The sequence below is a fragment of the Rhizobium sp. BK316 genome (assembly GCF_014193695.1).
Taxonomy (GTDB): Bacteria; Pseudomonadota; Alphaproteobacteria; order Rhizobiales; family Rhizobiaceae; genus Rhizobium.
The window spans coordinates 257,514-271,051 of sequence record NZ_JACHZR010000002.1; the positions used below are offsets into that span (position 1 = coordinate 257,514).

The 13,538-nt window shown below is 60.6% G+C and carries 16 protein-coding genes; 7 read left to right on the forward strand and 9 right to left on the reverse strand.

What is annotated here, in order from left to right:
• Positions 1–27 precede the first annotated feature (27 nt).
• Positions 28–825 carry an undecaprenyl-diphosphate phosphatase gene (locus FHT87_RS09790; protein ID WP_183801464.1) on the forward strand — a complete coding sequence of 266 codons (798 nt, stop codon included), beginning with the start codon at positions 28–30 and terminating at the stop codon, positions 823–825.
• Positions 826–1,009: 184 nt separating this feature from the next.
• Here the strand turns inward: FHT87_RS09790 and FHT87_RS09795 are convergent, their stop codons facing one another.
• The 7 genes from FHT87_RS09795 to dnaN form a co-directional block, all read right to left on the reverse strand.
• Positions 1,010–1,162: a hypothetical protein gene (locus FHT87_RS09795; RefSeq protein ID WP_165911864.1), complete on the reverse strand. Its 153-nt coding sequence runs from the start codon at positions 1,160–1,162 to the stop codon at positions 1,010–1,012.
• A gap of 283 nt (positions 1,163–1,445) precedes the next feature.
• Complete coding sequence (locus FHT87_RS09800) at positions 1,446–2,426, reverse strand: complex I NDUFA9 subunit family protein (RefSeq protein WP_183801466.1); 981 nt, start codon at positions 2,424–2,426, stop codon at positions 1,446–1,448.
• Between the two features lie 110 nt (positions 2,427–2,536).
• Positions 2,537–2,824 carry a DUF1330 domain-containing protein gene (locus tag FHT87_RS09805; RefSeq protein WP_183727796.1) on the reverse strand — a complete coding sequence of 96 codons (288 nt, stop codon included), beginning with the start codon at positions 2,822–2,824 and terminating at the stop codon, positions 2,537–2,539.
• 12 nt (positions 2,825–2,836) lie between these two features.
• On the reverse strand, positions 2,837–3,544 hold the full coding sequence (gene pyrF, locus FHT87_RS09810; protein ID WP_183727798.1) for an orotidine-5'-phosphate decarboxylase: 708 nt from the start codon (positions 3,542–3,544) through the stop codon (positions 2,837–2,839).
• A gap of 6 nt (positions 3,545–3,550) precedes the next feature.
• Positions 3,551–4,132 (reverse strand): histidine phosphatase family protein, encoded by a 582-nt coding sequence (locus FHT87_RS09815; RefSeq protein WP_183801469.1) that lies wholly within the window; start codon positions 4,130–4,132, stop codon positions 3,551–3,553.
• Positions 4,133–4,726, reverse strand: a complete 594-nt coding sequence (pmtA, locus tag FHT87_RS09820; RefSeq protein ID WP_183801472.1) for a phospholipid N-methyltransferase PmtA — start codon at positions 4,724–4,726, stop codon at positions 4,133–4,135.
• Between the two features lie 111 nt (positions 4,727–4,837).
• On the reverse strand, positions 4,838–5,956 hold the full coding sequence (gene dnaN, locus FHT87_RS09825; RefSeq protein ID WP_183727804.1) for a DNA polymerase III subunit beta: 1,119 nt from the start codon (positions 5,954–5,956) through the stop codon (positions 4,838–4,840).
• A 247-nt stretch (positions 5,957–6,203) separates the two neighbouring features.
• Here dnaN and rsmI point away from each other — a divergent pair, with 247 nt between their 5' ends.
• From rsmI to FHT87_RS09850, 5 genes are all read left to right on the forward strand, one after another.
• A complete protein-coding gene (gene rsmI / locus FHT87_RS09830; RefSeq protein WP_183801475.1) occupies positions 6,204–7,118 on the forward strand; it encodes a 16S rRNA (cytidine(1402)-2'-O)-methyltransferase in 915 nt (304 codons plus the stop codon).
• Positions 7,111–7,479, forward strand: coding sequence for a YraN family protein (locus tag FHT87_RS09835; RefSeq protein ID WP_183727808.1), 369 nt, complete (start codon positions 7,111–7,113; stop codon positions 7,477–7,479). The genes rsmI and FHT87_RS09835 overlap by 8 nt, the downstream gene beginning before the upstream one ends.
• Before the next feature lie 134 nt (positions 7,480–7,613).
• Entirely contained in the window at positions 7,614–8,117 is a 504-nt protein-coding gene (locus FHT87_RS09840; RefSeq protein WP_183727810.1) for a cupin domain-containing protein, read from the forward strand.
• Between the two features lie 96 nt (positions 8,118–8,213).
• The gene (gshB, locus tag FHT87_RS09845; RefSeq protein WP_183801478.1) at positions 8,214–9,161 is read left to right on the forward strand and encodes a glutathione synthase; all 948 of its coding nucleotides are present in this window, start codon (positions 8,214–8,216) and stop codon (positions 9,159–9,161) included.
• Positions 9,162–9,425: 264 nt separating this feature from the next.
• Positions 9,426–10,958, forward strand: a complete 1,533-nt coding sequence (locus FHT87_RS09850) for a YifB family Mg chelatase-like AAA ATPase (RefSeq protein ID WP_183801481.1) — start codon at positions 9,426–9,428, stop codon at positions 10,956–10,958.
• Positions 10,959–11,063: 105 nt separating this feature from the next.
• Here the strand turns inward: FHT87_RS09850 and cysK are convergent, their stop codons facing one another.
• Both cysK and FHT87_RS09860 read right to left on the reverse strand, forming a co-directional pair.
• Positions 11,064–12,026 carry a cysteine synthase A gene (gene cysK, locus FHT87_RS09855; RefSeq protein ID WP_183727816.1) on the reverse strand — a complete coding sequence of 321 codons (963 nt, stop codon included), beginning with the start codon at positions 12,024–12,026 and terminating at the stop codon, positions 11,064–11,066.
• 143 nt (positions 12,027–12,169) lie between these two features.
• Complete coding sequence (locus FHT87_RS09860) at positions 12,170–12,787, reverse strand: LysE family translocator (RefSeq protein WP_183727817.1); 618 nt, start codon at positions 12,785–12,787, stop codon at positions 12,170–12,172.
• 230 nt (positions 12,788–13,017) lie between these two features.
• Between FHT87_RS09860 and FHT87_RS09865 the strand changes: the two genes are divergently transcribed.
• Positions 13,018–13,536 (forward strand): DNA starvation/stationary phase protection protein, encoded by a 519-nt coding sequence (locus FHT87_RS09865; protein ID WP_183727819.1) that lies wholly within the window; start codon positions 13,018–13,020, stop codon positions 13,534–13,536.
• Positions 13,537–13,538 lie beyond the last annotated feature (2 nt).

The following is a 13,538-nucleotide window of genomic DNA, read 5'->3' on the forward strand; positions in this document are numbered from 1 at the left end:
GACCGAACCCCACACCGGAGACACTTTATGGACTATATAAACTCTATAATTCTGGGCATTATAGAAGGGATCACAGAGTTCCTGCCGATTTCGAGCACCGGCCACCTGATCATTGCGGAACAGTGGCTCGGCGCCCGCACCGACACATTCAATATTGTCATTCAGGCCGGCGCGATCCTTGCCGTCACGATCATCTACTGGCGTCGTCTGCTCGATCTGCTGCTTGGCTGGCGCGATCCGCAACACCGCGATTATGCTTTTAAGCTGATTGTCGCCTTTCTGATAACGGCGGCCCTTGGACTGGTGGTCAAGAAGCTCGGGTTCGAACTGCCTGAGAACGCAACGCCAGTTGCTTGGGCGCTCATCATCGGCGGTATCTGGATGATCTTTGCCGAATGGGCCGCTGCCCGCCGCCCTCCGAGCTCTCACATCACCTGGCTTGTTGCCATTCTGGTCGGTATCGCCCAGGTCGTTGCCGGCGTCTTCCCCGGAACGTCCCGCTCTGGCGCCACGATCTTCGTCGCCATGCTGGCCGGCACGGGCAACCGCGCCGCGGCAACCGAATTCGCCTTCCTCGTCGGCATTCCGACGATGTATGCAGCAAGCGCCTTCTCGCTTCTGGAAACCTTCAGGGATGGCGGTGCGGCAAACGAAGATTGGACCGCGCTCGGCATTGCCTTCGTCGTTTCGACGATCGTTGCCTTCATCGCCGTCAAGTGGTTGCTGGCCTACATCAGGAGCAACCGTTTTACGGTCTTCGCGATCTATCGCATCATTTTGGGTATTGTGCTGCTCGGCATGGCGATGACCGGCATGATCGCCTGAGTCGCGAAACCTGCGAGCGATCGAATATGTGTCGCTCGCACCGGGATAAAAACCAAAGCCGGTTCGAAAGGGCCGGCTTTTTATCGAAGCATGTCGCGCAAAAGTGTACAGCGGTTTTGCGATAACGACATGCGTAAAACAAAGGCCTGAAGCGTGGCAAGCGATCTGAAAGATCGTGAACGCTTTAGTGGGTAATGGAGGCCGTCGAGCAGGGATCGACGCCGTAGGCCGGCGAGCAACCGCCCTTCACCGCTGCGACGGAGCCCGGCGCAATGAAGGAGCCTGCGAGGATGACAAGTGCCGCACACGCAAAAAGAAGCGCGATTGACTTACCCATTAGAAATAGCCTTTCACAGTGATTGCCGCACGCCTGCGAGGCGCTTGAGTCTGTCTGAAGACGCGCGGGGGTGTTTAGTCAGTGGAGTAGCAAATAGCAATAAATGTTCCTGCTAAATTTGGTGTTAATTCCACTAAATTTCCTATGCGTCTTTTATGCAACGTCACACCCTATGAAACGCGTCATAACACGCTGGGCTTGCGCCAGATTTGCGCCTCACAAAAAAGAAAAACGCCGCCCGCGAAACTTCACGAGCGGCGCTTGAACTGTCGGCTATCGATTATCAGGCAGCCTTGCCGGAGCCGGTATACTGGCCGTGCGGGCGGTATTGCACGAGGTAGGATTCGAGCACCGAAGCCGCCATCGTAGGCGTTATGCCGAGGCCCTTGAGCGTGCGGCCTTCGGCTTCGGCTTCCTTCGAAACGACATTGTCACGCTTCAGCAGCTTGACCTGATCCGGTGTGATCGGCGGTGTGATGAACGGCACCAGCGAAGCTATGCTGCCGATCAGCGATGCGATGCCGAAGGGAAGGGAAACGAGCCGGTTCTTGCGAGCCGTGACCTTCAGCATGGTCTCGAGACATTCACGGAAGCTCAGGACTTCAGGGCCGCCGAGCTCATAGATCTTTCCACCTTCGATCTTGCCGTCGACGGCGCGGGCAACGGCCTCGGCGACATCTTCGACATAAACCGGCTGGAATTTCGTCTTGCCGCCGCCGACGAGCGGCAGCACCGGGAACATGCGCGCCATGTTGGCGAACTTGTTGAAGAAGCTGTCTTCCGGGCCGAAGACGATAGACGGACGGAAGATCACTGCGTCAGGCTTGATCGACAGGATGGCTGCTTCCGCGCGGCCCTTGGTGCGGCCGTAACTGGACTGCGAGCCGGAGTTTGCACCGATAGCCGAGAGGTGAGTGAGCGTCGCACCAGCATTGCGGGCGGCTTCAGCCACCGCACGGCCGCCAAATTCCTGCACGGCATCGAATGTGTTGCGGCCGCTCTCGAAGAGGATGCCGACGCAATTGATGACGTGGTCGGCGCCTTCGACGGCGCGGTCGATCGAATTGCGGTAGCGCAGGTTGGCCTGAACGAAGGAGATCTGGCCGACATTGCCGAGCGGCTGCAGGAAGCCCGCGAGATCGGGGCGGCGAACGGCGACACGGATACGGTAGCCGCGCTTGGCCAGTACACGCACGACGTGTCTGCCGATGAAACCAGACCCTCCGAACACGGTGACGAGCGGCGGCAGGTTAGCAAGGGTCATGGCAGGCTCCTCGAAAGGCTTTGGAATGCTGTGGTGGATTTCGTCTTAGCCGAATCCCGGTGCGACGAAAAGGGCCATCGCGCCGCAGTTCTTACCCGTTCGAAACTGGTTCAGATGCCTTCGACGACGACCATTTCGGCATCAGCCACCTCATGGCGGATTTTTGCGGCGATCTGGTATTCCGGTGAATTATAGCAGTCGACGGCATGCTGCATCGAGGGAAATTCGATGACGACGTTACGGGCGCGCGCCCTGCCTTCAAGCTCGGTGATTGCGCCGCCACGGGCGAGAAAGTTCGCACCGTATTTTTCAAAGGCTGGCTTTGCAGCTGCGACATAATCCTTGTAGCGCTCGAGGTCGCGCACATCGACGCGGGCGATCCAGTATCCCTTGGCCATTCTTGTCTCCCTTCAGCGGTTCGCCGGCCAGAGCGCGGCGACCATTTCATTGAGGATTGCGCGTGCCGCTTCCCGCGGCTCCGGTGCCTTGACGATCGGGCGCGCGACGACGAGATGGGTGGACCCGGCCTTCAGTGCATCCTTAGGCGTCATGACCCGCTTCTGGTCGCCCTTTTCGGCGCCCGTCGGGCGGATGCCGGGTGTAACGATCGCCATATCAGGTCCGACGATCTCGCTAACAGCAGCGGATTCCTCGGCGGAGCAGACGATGCCGCCCATACCGGCGGCACGTGCCTGTTCGGCCCGGCGTGCCACAAGCGTCCTCGGATCGTATTGATAACCGGCCTCGACGAGGTCTTCGGCATCCATCGAGGTCAGCACGGTCACGCCGAGCAGGCAGAGGCCGGAGCCCTTCGCCGCCTCGACCGCGGCCTTCATCGCTTTCGGGTACGCGTGCAGCGTCAGCATCGACATGCCCATCTTGGCGATGTTTTCAACGCCGGATGCGACCGTGTTGTCGATGTCGAGCAGTTTCATGTCGAGGAAGATCTTCTTGCCGCTGGCGGCAAGGTCGCGAGCAAATTCCAGCCCGCCGGCAAAGACGAGCTGATAGCCGATCTTGTAGAAGAGAATGTCGTCGCCGAGCGTGGAAACCAATCTTTCCGCTTCGCCAATCGTTGGAACATCCAGTCCGACGATCAACCGCTCGCGTGCGTCCATCTCAAATCATCCCCGCCAGTCTTCGATGGGTGTCCAGTCGCATGATAAGCGGCGATCCGCAAGGCCGAAAGCATAGAGATTGCCACCGCCGCCCGGCTGATCTCCGTCGCGCGCTATCGGCGTGCCCATCAGATGGCACTTGAGCAGCGTTCCGACGCCGCCATGGCCGACGAAGGCGATCGGCGCATTTCGGTCATGCGAGGCGAGGATCGCTTCGACCGCGGAGACGATGCGGGCTTGCGCATCGACGGCCCGCTCCCAGCCCCTGAAGCTCTCCTGCGGATGGGCGAAGAACCAGTTGGCGGCCTCTTCGAACTTGTCCGGCGGCAGGAAGCCGGTAGCAGTACGATCGTTCTCATGCATGCCGTGCACGATCTCGATTTTCGCACCCGAAGCTTCGGCAAGGATTTCCGCCGTTTCGATCGCCTTCGTCTCGTCGCTGGAGACGATGCGGGTCAGCCGCTTCGCCCAGTCGCTCGCAATGGCCTTGCGAGCACGTTCGGCGCCGATGTCGGAAAGACCCCATTTGGGGACGGGAATCTGCGGGTCGATCTTGACCTGAGGATGGGTGATATAAAGTCCAAACATTTATCCGCGCCGATAGATCCAGAGTTGGGCTGGGGGAATATTGCGCACGATGAAATCAAAATGATGAATGCTGTAGCGATCGGGGTTGGCGACGATTGGCGACACTGCACCATAGGAGATCTGCACGAACGGCCGGCTCGCCGGCATGCGGTCGAGCAGGTTTTCGAGAAGCGAGATGCGTGCCTGCATCGGGAAGTTCAGGAGCGGTATGCATGAGATGGCGCAATCAAATCTCTGATCCCGAAGTGAGCCGAGCGTCCTGTCGAGATCGAAGGCATCGCCGTTGATGAAGGTCACGCCTGGATAGAGGCGAAGGAGATGCTGGTAAAAGTCTGTCGAATATTCGATGGCGACGAGCTTTTCCGGCTTCACGCCATGGGCAAGGATCGCCTTGGTGATGGCTCCGGTGCCTGGGCCGAGCTCAAGGACAGGCAGGTCCGAATGCGGATCTGCGACGCTTGCCATCTTGCGGGCGGTGATCGAGGAAGTTGGAATGATGGAGCCGACAGTCTTCGGCCCCTGCATCATGCCCTTGAAGAAGCGGATCTCCTCGTCAAACTTCTTGCCGAGCCGTTCCTTGAGCCGCAATGCCATACCATCCTCCCATACCTGCCGTTCAACTTTCCCTTAATTGCAGGAGGGTGATGCAAAAACAAGGGGTCATGTCGCGATCAGAAAGGTTTCGACAATAAATGCGACGCGCGCTTAGACGCGCATCGGCATCAATACGTAGAGGGCGTCGTCACCTGCGGTGTCGCGCACGAGTGTCGGCGAACCGGCGTCTGCCAGCAGGAAGATCGCTTCGTCGCCGGAAAGCTGCGCAGTGATGTCGAGCAGATACTTGGCGTTGAAGCCGATTTCCATCGGATCCGTATCGTAGCCGACGGCGACTTCTTCCGTAGCACTACCGGAATCCGGATTGTTGACGGTGAGCAGCAGCTGACCGTCGGAGAGCGCGAGCTTCACGGCGCGGCCGCGCTCGGAGGAAATGGTCGAGACGCGGTCGACAGCCTGGGCGAAGCTCGTGCAGTCGACGCGCATTTCCTTGTCGTTGTTGGTCGGGATGACGCGCTGATAGTCCGGGAAGGTGCCGTCGATCAGCTTCGAGGTCATGACGATGGAGCCGATGGTGATACGGATCTTGGCGTCGGAGACTTCGACGGTGACGATCGCATCCGGCACATCGACGAGCTTCTGCAATTCGCCGACCGTCTTGCGCGGAATGATGATGCCCGGCATGCCTTCCGAGCCGGAAGGCGCATCCACATCGGCGCGGGCCAGACGGTGGCCGTCGGTTGCGACGGCGCGCAGCTTCAGGTCGCCGCCGCTTTCGATCGTGTGGAAGAAGATGCCGTTCAGATAATAGCGGGTTTCTTCGGTGGAGATCGCAAACTGCGTGCGATCGATCAGCATCTTCAGGTCGCTTGCCTTCAGCTTGAAGGAGTGCGTGAAGGTACCGGCCGTCAGATCAGGGAAATCGGACTCCGGCAGGCACTGCAGCGAGAATTTCGAACGGCCCGACTGAACATTCATCGAGCTGCCGTCCTGCGTTGTCGCGAGCAGGACTTCCGCGCCATCGGAAAGCTTGCGCACGATGTCGTAAAGGAGATGGGCGGGAACCGTGGTGGCGCCGGCCTGCTCGACATTGGCAGGCGTCGCTTCGGTGATTTCCAGATCGAGGTCGGTCGCCTTCATGTCGAGGCTCTGGCCGTCAGCCTTCAAGAGCACGTTGGACAGGATCGGGATCGTGTTGCGGCGTTCGACCACGCGGTGGACGTGGTTCAGCGACTTCAAAAGGTTTGACCGCTCAATAGTAATACGCATGGGATGCTACCGCTTTCGACCTTTATTGTCTGGGCGCCTGCGAGCGCCGCGCACTGCTTTCCCCTTTGGGAGAGGGGAGTGGACGGGCAAAATGGCAGAACTTTGCCGACGATTGCAAGAGGCATGGCTGTCCACAGGCCTGCAAATGCCGTTTTGCAGTGCAATGCTCACAGAAATTGCGGCCCCTTGTCGAAGTGACACCGCTCGCCCATAAAGGGAAGAGCCCGGCGGGACGAAAGCGAGTGACATGACGGAAGAGACGACAGCGGAAACCGGCGCACGGCGCGGCTTTCGCCTGCACAATATTGCAGTACCGGCGCGCCCGCTCGAACCGGCTCTCTATCTCGTCGCCACACCGATCGGCAATCTCGGCGACATCACGCTGCGGGCGCTGGAAACGCTTGCCGGTGCCGATGTCCTGGCCTGCGAAGATACCCGCGTTACCCGCGTTCTGCTTGATCGTTACGGTATCCAGAACCGCCCCTTCGCCTATCATGAGCACAATGCCGATGAGGCAGGGCCGCGACTGCTACAGGCGCTCGAAGCCGGCAAGTCGGTGGCCCTTGTCTCCGATGCCGGCACGCCGCTCGTTTCCGACCCCGGCTATCGGCTGGCGCAGCAGGCGATCGAGATGGGCTACCGCGTTATCCCCATTCCCGGTGCTTCGGCGCCACTTGCCGCCCTCGTCGGTTCAGGCCTGCCGAACGATGCCTTTCTCTTTGCCGGCTTCCTGCCGACCAAGGACAAGGCGCGCCGCGATCGGTTCGCGGAATTTGTAGCCGCACCAGCCACATTGATTTTCTTTGAATCACCCCATCGCATTGGCGCGACGCTGCTGGCCGCTGCCGATGTGCTCGGCGCCGAACGCGAGGCGTCGGTCTGCCGCGAACTGACGAAGACCTATGAGGAATTCCGCCGAGGCACGCTTGCCGAACTCGCAGCTCACTATGAAGAACATGACAATGTGAAGGGCGAGATCGTGCTGGTGATCGGCCCGCCGAAAGAGCGGCCCGCCACCGAAGCCGACGTCGACGCGGTTCTCGCCGATCTCTCAAAAGACCTGCCGACCGCGAAGGCCGCAACCGAGGCTGCCCGCTTGACTGGCCTGCCGCGCAAGGTGCTCTACCAGAAGCTTCTCGACATGAAGGCGGCGGATGGCTGACGGCGAGGCGACGCTCCGCAGGAGAAAGGCGCTGCGCCGCGGCTGGGCGGCGGAATATATTGCCGCCATTTTCCTGATGCTGAAAGGCTATCGCATTCTCGCCCTGCGCTACAAGACGAAGCTCGGCGAGATCGATATTGTCGCCCGCAAGGGGGATCTGGCCATCTTTGTCGAGGTCAAGGCGCGCGCCGACGAAATGGGCGCGGTTGATGCCGTCTCCTATGCTTCGCAAAAGCGTATCCGGGCCGCAAGTGATCTCTGGCTTGCCCGTCAGCAGGACTATGCCCAGCTCTCACAGCGCTATGATATCGTTGCGATATTGCCGGGGAAGCTGCCCCGTCATTTCCCGGATGCTTTCTAGGGAGGCGCTAAATTCCGCGGGCGCCTAAAACTGGCGAACAAGCTTTCGTTAAAGTTTTAGCATCTGCTTGAACGGGCTTTTATGACTCTTTTGCTATCCACGACGCAGCTAGGGGTAGCAACTGGGGGTAATTCATGGCCTGGAAGATGATGCTTGCAACAGCCGCAGCGACGGCTGCGCGGTCGGTGCCTTATGCCGCGTTGAAGCCATCAGGCAAATCTTTCGTCGCGCAGGCAAGCGACCGCATGGTGCTGAAGCCGACGCCGATCAATCCGGATTGGATCATCAGCGGCAATCCGCAGGCGCGCACGGCGGAACACTCCCGCGGCCATGACGAAGCCTCGCTGACGGCGATCTGGGATTGCACATCAGGTGAATTCCGCTGGCGTTTCGGCTGGGACGAGACGGTGATGATCCTCGAAGGCGAGGTGCACGTCACCACCGAAGACGGCCTGGAGCGTACGCTGCAGGCGGGCGACGTCGCTTTCTTCGCCGGCGGCACCTGGGCGAACTGGCGGGTCGACAATTACGTCCGTAAGGTCGCCTTCCTGCGCAAGCCTTTCCCGAAGCCGCTCGCCATCGCCTACCGCCTGCGCAACCTCTTGCGCAACAGCGGCGGTACCGGCATCGCCGCCTGAAAATAGCGCCCGCGGAAACATCCGAAGCCATTGATTGCCGTTGCGTTTGATGCCTGACCGACCTACATCTGGGCGGCATCAGCTCAAGGGACGGAAATGGCCAAGATCAAGAACGTAGCGGTCCAGATGGACCATGTCTCCGGCATCAATATCGCGGGTGATTCCACTTTCGCCATGAGCCTCGAAGCGCAGGCGCGTGGCTACAATCTCTTCCACTACACACCCGAACGCCTGAGCTTCCGCGACGGCAAGCTCTATACTTCCGTCGAGCCGATGGTGCTGCGCGACGTCAAGGGTGATTACTATGAGCTCGGTGCGCCCGAACGCGTCGACCTCTCGACCATGGATGTCGTTCTGCTGCGCCAGGACCCGCCCTTCGACATGGCCTACATCACCGCGACGCATCTGCTTGAACGAATCCACCCGAAGACGCTCGTCGTCAACGATCCGGCCTGGGTGCGCAACTCGCCGGAAAAGATCTTCGTCACCGAATTTTCCGACCTGATGCCGAAGACGCTGATCACCAAGGATCCCGCCGAGATCCGCCGCTTCCGCGACGAGCTGGGCGACATCATCCTGAAGCCTCTCTATGGCAATGGCGGTGCCGGCGTTTTCCATTCCACCAGGGATGACCGCAACCTGTCTTCGCTGCTCGAAATGTTCGGCCAGCTCTTCCGCGAGCCCTTCATCGCCCAGCAGTACCTGCCTGACGTGCGCAAGGGCGACAAGCGCATCATCCTTGTCGACGGCGAATTTGCCGGCGCCATCAACCGCGTCCCGGCCGAGCATGACAGCCGCTCCAACATGCATGTCGGCGGCCGCGCCGAGCCGACCGAACTGACGGCGCGCGAGAAGGAAATCTGCGAGCGCATCGGTCCAGCTTTGCGCGAACGCGGCTTCCTGCTCGTCGGCATCGACGTGATCGGCGACTACATGACCGAAATCAACGTGACCTCGCCGACCGGCATCCGCGAGGTGAAGAAGTTCGGCGGCGCCGATATCGCAAGCCTGTTATGGGATGCCATCGAGCGCAAGCGCGGCTAGAGCAACTCCAGCAAAACCGTGCTGCAGTTTTGCGTCCGGAGTTGTGTAGAAACAAAGAGATAGAGCATTTCCGCGATTCGACGAAAAACGGAAATGCTCCAAGTGTTCCGCCTTTGATCGCCTTCGTTCCGGCTTTACAACCCATCGCAATCTGATTGCAGCGGGTAGCTGAATTCGTTCGCTTATCGTTCTTGTTTTATTCCAAATTCCATGCCAGATTGTGACCGACTTCATAGGTGGGGTGTAGAGGTTTCGGGGCAGGGCATGGTCGCACGCGTCAGCACGGTTGCGTTTCAGGGCATTGAAGGTGTGCCGGTCGAGGTCCAGGTCATGGTCGCTCCCGGCAAGATGGGAATCCAGATCGTCGGCCTGCCGGATAAGGCGGTTGCGGAAAGCCGCGAGCGGGTGCAGGCGGCCTTGCATGCCTCCGGCCTGGCGCTGCCGGCAAAACGCGTCACGGTCAATCTTGCGCCAGCCGATCTTCCCAAAGAGGGCAGCCATTTCGATTTGCCTATCGCTCTCGGCCTGATGGCCGCACTCGGTGCCATTCCGGCGGATGCTTTGTCCGACTATGTCGTTGTCGGTGAACTCAACCTTGACGGCACGATCGCCGCGATTGCCGGGGCGCTGCCGGCTGCAATCGGCGCCAATGCGACCGGAAAGGGGCTGATCTGCCCGGCGGAAAGCGGTTCGGAGGCCGCATGGGCGGGTTCCGGCATCGACATTCTGGCGCCGCGCAGCCTGATCGCACTCGCCAATCATTTCCGCGGCACGCAGATACTCTCACGCCCGGAGCCATCCATTCGCCCCAATGCAGCCAACCTTCCCGATCTCGCCGAGATCAAGGGGCAGGAAAGCGCCAAGCGGGCGCTGGAAGTGGCGGCCGCCGGCGGCCACAATCTGTTGATGGTCGGACCGCCCGGCTCCGGCAAGTCGATGCTGGCGTCGAGGCTGCCCTCCATCCTGCCGCCGCTTTCGGCTGCAGAATTGCTGGAAGTCTCGATGATCCATTCCATCGCCGGCCAGCTTTCCGGCGGCAGGCTCTCGGACCGCAGGCCGTTTCGCACGCCGCATCATTCGGCGACTATGGCGGCCCTCATCGGCGGCGGCTTGCGCGCCCGGCCGGGCGAGGCTTCGCTTGCCCATCACGGCGTGCTTTTCCTCGATGAGTTTCCGGAATTCACGCCGCAGGCGCTCGATGCCCTGCGTCAGCCTCTGGAAAGCGGCGAATGCGTCATCGCGCGCGCCAATCACCGGGTCTCCTATCCGGCGCGGATCCAGCTCATTGCGGCCATGAATCCTTGCCGTTGCGGTATGGCGGGCGAGCCAGGCCACACTTGCGCCCGAGGACCGCGCTGCATGACGGATTATCAGGCCCGCATTTCCGGCCCGCTGATGGACCGCATCGATATCCGCATCGACGTGCCGGCCGTTTCCGCCGCCGACCTCATCCGGCCGACAGTGGCCGAAGCGAGTGCCGATGTCGCCCGGCGCGTTGCCCGCGCCCGTGACACCCAGCGCGAGCGTTATGCCGCTACAGGCGCCACGGGTATTTCCACCAATGCCGGCTGCTCGACCTCGATGATCGAGAAATTTGCCGAGCCGGATGCGGCGGGATTGCAACTGCTGCGCGATGCCGCCGACAAGATGAAGTTTTCGGCGCGCGGCTATCACCGGGTGTTGAAGGTCGCCCGCACGCTTGCCGATCTCGACGGCAAGGAAACCGTGGGCCGGATCCATCTGGCGGAAGCGATTTCTTACCGCGTTGCCGGCGCGCGGTTGACGGCGGCGGCATGAGGATAGAAGCGAATAGGGAGTGGCGAATAGCGAATAGTCAAACGGCTTGCCCGACACCGAACGGGCCTCCATCCTATTCGCTATTCGCTATTCGCTATTTGCTACTTAACTCCCCAGCCCTTCGAACAACGCCGTCGAAAGATACCGCTCGGCAAAGGATGGGATGATGACGACGATGTTCTTGCCGGCATTTTCCGGACGGCGGCCGACCTCGATTGCGGCCGCGAGTGCCGCACCCGAGGAAATGCCGACCGGCACGCCTTCGAGCCTGGCGACGAGCCGCGCCTGCTGGAAGGCCTCGTCATTGCTGACCGTCACGACCTCGTCATAGATGCTCGTATCGAGGATCTTCGGCGCGAAGCCGGCGCCGATGCCCTGGATCTTGTGCGGACCAGGCGTGCCGCCTGACAGTACCGGCGAGTCGGTTGGTTCGACGGCCACGACCCGGATATCCGGCTTGCGGCTCTTCAGCACCTGGCCGACGCCGGTGATCGTGCCGCCGGTGCCGATGCCGGCAACGAAAATATCGACCTTGCCGTCCGTATCGTTCCAGATCTCCTCGGCTGTCGTCTTGCGGTGGATTTCCGGATTGGCCGGGTTTTCGAACTGCTGCGGGATGACGGCATCGGGCAGCGAAGCGGCGAGTTCTTCGGCCTTGGCGATCGCCCCCTTCATGCCCTTTGACCCCTCGGTCAGCACCAGTTCGGCGCCGAGCAGCGCCAGCATCTTGCGGCGCTCGACCGACATGGTTTCGGGCATGGTGAGGATCAGCCGGTAGCCTTTGGCCGCGGCGGCGAAGGCAAGCGCGATACCGGTATTGCCCGAAGTCGGCTCGATCAGCACGGTCTTGCCGGGAGAAATCTTGCCCTGCGTTTCCAGGCTCTCGATCATCGCGACGCCGATGCGGTCCTTCACCGATGCGATCGGATTGAAGAACTCCAGCTTGGCGAGGATATTGGCAACCACGCCTTTTTCCTTGGCGAGCTTGTCGAGGCGAACAAGCGGTGTGTCGCCGATTGTATCGGTGATGGAGGAATAGATGCGGCCGCGGCCCGGTTTGTGCGACATGGGTGCTCTCCCTTTGAAATCCATTCTGAAATCTGCGGAGAGAATAGGGTCAAACTGGCGATGAGACCAGAGTGGCGTCATCCGCCGCTCGCTTAAGCCGGAGAAAAAATCCTTTGAAAACCGTCCGTTGCCGAATGTTTATTTCAGGCTGCACGAGTGGCGATGAAGGCTGCCGTACCCGCCAGGATGCTGGCGGCGACGCGGTTCAGCGCCTGCAGCGCGCGCGGCCGCTTCAGCATCGTGCGGGCGCGCGACGCCAGCATCATGTAGGGAATGAGCACGATCATCAGCACGACGAAGGTGACGGCGAGCAGCATGAGATAGTCGCGCATCCCGATGCTGTTGAGATCGATCAGCGTCGGCACCAGCGCCACGTAGAACAGCATGGTCTTCGGATTTCCGAGCGTCACCAGCAGGCCGGACAGGAAGGACATGCCGGCACTGCTGGATTTCTTCGCGGCAATATCCTGCGGCAGCAAGCCGGCAGTCCAGAGCTTCCAGGCGATGTACCCGAGATAGAGCGCGCCGGCGATCTTGATGACGAGGAAGATTTCGGTGAAGGTCTGCGCCACGAAGGCAAGGCCGAGGATGACAGCGGTGAGATAGGTCATGTCACCGAGCACAAGGCCGAGCCCCATGAAGAAGGTCTCGCGGAAATTCGAGCCGAGCGCACGGGCGACGATCGCCGTGATCCCCGGGCCGGGAATGGCGGCGGCGATAAATAGGGCGCCGGCATAGGCGATCAGGACGGTAAGGCTCATCTTCGGATCCAAGAGGTTGTGTCATCTTCCTATAAGCGCGCCAGGCGGGCTTCATCAATCGCCTGGCGCTGATCCGTCCATAACCATAAAGAATAGGTCCGTTGAACCTTGATCTACTTGGAAAGCAATGCGGCCTTGCTATCTTCCCCTTGCAAGCGGCCGCAGACATGGCCCGCCGCGGCTTCCCTCAAGCCCGATGCAGAAAGTTTTCATCACCAAGGAGAGAATGCATGTCGCCGACCTCAGCCGAAGCCCGCAGACGTTTGCCGCTCAAGACCCCTTCCGACCTGCCGACCAACGCGATCACCGATATCTCGGCCGCACTGACCGCACTGCTCGCCGATGTCTTCACGCTCTATGTCAAGACCAAAAACTTCCACTGGCATATGTCCGGTCCGCACTTCCGCGATTACCATCTGCTGCTCGACGAGCAGGCAGAGCAGATCTTCGACATGACCGATGAAGTTGCAGAGCGTGCCCGCAAGATCGGCGGCACGACGTTGCGCTCGATCGGTCAGATCGCCCGCCAACAGCGCATTCCGGACAATGATGCGGATTATGTCACACCTGAGGACATGCTCTCGGAACTTCGCGAAGACAATCTTCATCTCGTCTCCATCCTGCGCGGAGTGCATGAAGTCTGCGACGAATATAATGACGTTGCGACCGCCAGCCTGATTGAGAACTGGATCGACCAGAGCGAACGCCGCGTCTGGTTCCTGTTCGAAACGACCCGCCAGGCGAAGTAGCG

Coding starts and splice junctions, on each gene's coding strand:
- FHT87_RS09790 (WP_183801464.1), top strand. CDS start 28: ATGGACTATATAAACTCTATAATTCTGGGCATTATAGAAGGGATCACA.
- FHT87_RS09795 (WP_165911864.1), bottom strand. CDS start 1,162: ATGGGTAAGTCAATCGCGCTTCTTTTTGCGTGTGCGGCACTTGTCATC.
- FHT87_RS09800 (WP_183801466.1), bottom strand. CDS start 2,426: ATGACCCTTGCTAACCTGCCGCCGCTCGTCACCGTGTTCGGAGGGTCT.
- FHT87_RS09805 (WP_183727796.1), bottom strand. CDS start 2,824: ATGGCCAAGGGATACTGGATCGCCCGCGTCGATGTGCGCGACCTCGAG.
- pyrF (WP_183727798.1), bottom strand. CDS start 3,544: ATGGACGCACGCGAGCGGTTGATCGTCGGACTGGATGTTCCAACGATT.
- FHT87_RS09815 (WP_183801469.1), bottom strand. CDS start 4,132: ATGTTTGGACTTTATATCACCCATCCTCAGGTCAAGATCGACCCGCAG.
- pmtA (WP_183801472.1), bottom strand. CDS start 4,726: ATGGCATTGCGGCTCAAGGAACGGCTCGGCAAGAAGTTTGACGAGGAG.
- dnaN (WP_183727804.1), bottom strand. CDS start 5,956: ATGCGTATTACTATTGAGCGGTCAAACCTTTTGAAGTCGCTGAACCAC.
- rsmI (WP_183801475.1), top strand. CDS start 6,204: ATGACGGAAGAGACGACAGCGGAAACCGGCGCACGGCGCGGCTTTCGC.
- FHT87_RS09835 (WP_183727808.1), top strand. CDS start 7,111: ATGGCTGACGGCGAGGCGACGCTCCGCAGGAGAAAGGCGCTGCGCCGC.
- FHT87_RS09840 (WP_183727810.1), top strand. CDS start 7,614: ATGGCCTGGAAGATGATGCTTGCAACAGCCGCAGCGACGGCTGCGCGG.
- gshB (WP_183801478.1), top strand. CDS start 8,214: ATGGCCAAGATCAAGAACGTAGCGGTCCAGATGGACCATGTCTCCGGC.
- FHT87_RS09850 (WP_183801481.1), top strand. CDS start 9,426: ATGGTCGCACGCGTCAGCACGGTTGCGTTTCAGGGCATTGAAGGTGTG.
- cysK (WP_183727816.1), bottom strand. CDS start 12,026: ATGTCGCACAAACCGGGCCGCGGCCGCATCTATTCCTCCATCACCGAT.
- FHT87_RS09860 (WP_183727817.1), bottom strand. CDS start 12,787: ATGAGCCTTACCGTCCTGATCGCCTATGCCGGCGCCCTATTTATCGCC.
- FHT87_RS09865 (WP_183727819.1), top strand. CDS start 13,018: ATGTCGCCGACCTCAGCCGAAGCCCGCAGACGTTTGCCGCTCAAGACC.